This window comes from Actinosynnema sp., from assembly GCF_052038725.1.
This window is the reverse complement of the sequence record NZ_JBQGCX010000868.1, coordinates 1-2601: the sequence shown is the minus strand read 5'-3', so window position 1 is coordinate 2601 and position 2601 is coordinate 1. Positions and strand designations below refer to the sequence as shown.

The following is a 2601-nucleotide window of genomic DNA, read 5'->3' as shown; positions in this document are numbered from 1 at the left end:
GAACCACCCCCCACGAAACCGGCGGCAACAGCACCTTCATCACCCCGCCATCCCGCTCAACCCCCAACCCCCTCGGCTTCACCCTCTCCGGTTGCACAGCCGTGTTGATCGCCCCGCTGTCCTCATCCCCCAACACCCAGGCCTCGACAACCCCCCGCTCCCCGCCCTCGAACCCAACCTCGACCGACTCGTGCCGATGCCGGTTGACCAGGAACACCACAACCTCCTCCCCCTCCCGCGTCACCACCGCGTCCACCACCGGAACCTCCCCGAACCGCCCGGTGTCCTGCGTGGGCCCGTCCACCAGGGTCCGCAGCACCTCCCCCCGCGCCAACCGCGAGGTCAACGCGAACGGGTGAAACGTCGTCTGCCTCCACGCCGCCGAATCCGGTTCGCACCGAATCGGCGCGATCACGTTCACCAACTGCGCCTGACAGGCCACCGCGACCCGATCCGCGTGCCGCAGCAGCGAGATCAGCAAGTTCCCCACCACCACCGCGTCCGCCACGTCGTACGTGTCCTCGATCAACTTCGGCGCGCGCCGCCACTCCGAGGTCCGCGACGCCTCGAAATCCTTGATCGACCACACGTTCCACTCGTCGAACGAGATCCCGATCCGCTTCGAGCTCTTCACCTTCGCGCCCACCGCGTCCGCCGTGGCGGCGACACTCCCGATGAACCGGTCCATGTCCTCCGCAGACGCCAGGAAGCTGTCCACGTCCCCGTCCAGCACCTCGTAGTACGCGTGGCACGAGATGTGGTCGACCTCCTCGTACGCGGCCTCCAGCACAACCCGCTCCCACTCGCCGAAGGTGGGCATCGCGGAGCTGGAGCTCCCGCACGCCACCAGCTCCACCCCTGGCTCCGCCTGCCGCAGCGCCCTGGCGGTCTCAGCCGCCACCCTGCCGTACTCCTCCGCCGTCTTGTGCCCCAGCTGCCACGGCCCGTCCATCTCGTTCCCCAAGCACCACAACGAGATCCCGTGCGGCTCCGCGCTCCCGTTCGCCACCCGCAGGTCCGACAACGCCGTCCCCGAACCGTGGTTCGCGTACTCGTGCACGTCCAGCGCCTCGGCCACCCCCCGAGTCCCGAGGTTGACCGCGTACATCACCTCGACCTCGGCCTTCCGCGCCCACCGCACGAACTCGTCCAGCCCGACCTCGTTCGACTCGATGCTGCGCCACGCCAGGTCCCGCCGCACCGGCCGCTGCCCGCGCGGCCCCACCCCGTCCTCCCACCGGTACCCGGACACGAAGTTCCCACCCGGGTAGCGGACCACCGACACCCCCATCTCACGGGTCAGCGCCAGCACGTCCTGCCGGAACCCCTCCTCGTCCGCCGACGGGTGCCCCGGCTCGTAGATCCCGCCGTACACGCACCTCCCCAGGTGCTCCACGAACGACCCGAAAAGCCTCCTGCGCACCGGCCCCACCACGTCGTCGGTCCGGAACGACACAACTGCTCTCAGCACAGCAACTCCCCTACTTCAGCGCGCCGGCGCTCGCACCACTGCGCCAGAACCTCTGCAGCAGCACGAAAGCGGTGATGAGCGGGACGATCGCGATCAGCGCCCCGGTGATGACGAGGTTGAACAGCACCCTGGTCCCCGCTTCCTGCTGCGCGGTGTTGAACCAGGTGGTGAGCCCCACGGTGAGCGGGTACAGGTCGCTGTCGCTCAGCATGACCAGCGGCAGGAAGTAGTTGTTCCACGTGGCCACCAGCGTGAACAGGAACACCGTCACCAGCGCGGGCCGGACCACCGGCAGCACCACCCGCCAGAAGATCAGCGCCTCGCCCGCCCGGTCCACCCGTGCCGCGTCGATCAGCTCCTCCGGCACGCTCTGCGCGATGTACACCCGCATCAGGTAAGCGCCGAACGGGTGCAGCAGGGACGGCAGGACCACCGCCCACCCGGTGTTCACCAGCTCCACCTCGGACAGGATCAGGTAAGTGGGCAGCACCAGCGCGGTCGCGGGCACCATGACCATGCCCAGCAACGCGGTCTCGAAGAACTTCTTGCCGGGGAACGAGAACCGCGCCAGCCCGTACCCCGCCAGCGCGGCCAGGGCCGTGGCGCCGACCGCGCTGGCGCCCGAGTAGACCGCCGTGTTCAGCAACCACCTCCCGTACGCGCCACCGTCTTCGCGGAAGAGCTTGCCCACGTTGTCGAACAGGTTGAAGTCCGCGAACCACAGGGCCGGGCTGGACAGCAGATCGGCCTGGCTCTTGGTGGCCGCGACGACGACCCACAGCAGGGGCACCAGGAAGTACAGCACCCCCGCGCCCATCAGCAGTTTCGGCACCAGGTCCGGCACGACCGCAGAGTTCCGCCTCACGCCCGCGCCCTCCACCGGTTGACCAGCACCGCCCCGTAGGACACCACGAACACCGCGAACCCCAGCACGAACGAGATCGCCGCCGAGTAGTGGAAGTCCGAGTACGCGAACGCCTGGTTGTACGCGTACAGGTTGGGCGTGTAACCCCCCGACACCTGGGGCGCGAACCTCGCCATCACGTACCGCTCGGTGAAGAACTGCATCGTGCCGATCACCGTGAACACCCCGGCCAGCGCGATCGCCCCCCGGATGGCCGGGACCTTCA

2 protein-coding genes and 1 pseudogene are annotated in these 2601 nt (G+C 68.7%); all 3 read right to left on the bottom strand.

Features of this window, described 5'->3' with window-relative positions; all coding sequences use genetic code 11:
- Positions 1-1471, bottom strand: a 1471-nt coding sequence (arfA, locus tag ACTUAL_RS17880; RefSeq protein WP_440901065.1) for an arabinosylfuranosidase ArfA, incomplete at its 3' end; no start/stop codon positions are given.
- A 10-nt stretch (positions 1472-1481) separates the two neighbouring features.
- Positions 1482-2336 carry a carbohydrate ABC transporter permease gene (locus ACTUAL_RS17875; protein WP_096497702.1) on the bottom strand — a complete coding sequence of 285 codons (855 nt, stop codon included), beginning with the start codon at positions 2334-2336 and terminating at the stop codon, positions 1482-1484.
- Positions 2333-2601, bottom strand: a pseudogene (locus ACTUAL_RS17870) (carbohydrate ABC transporter permease); the annotation flags it as partial. The pseudogene ACTUAL_RS17870 and the gene ACTUAL_RS17875, both read right to left, overlap by 4 nt.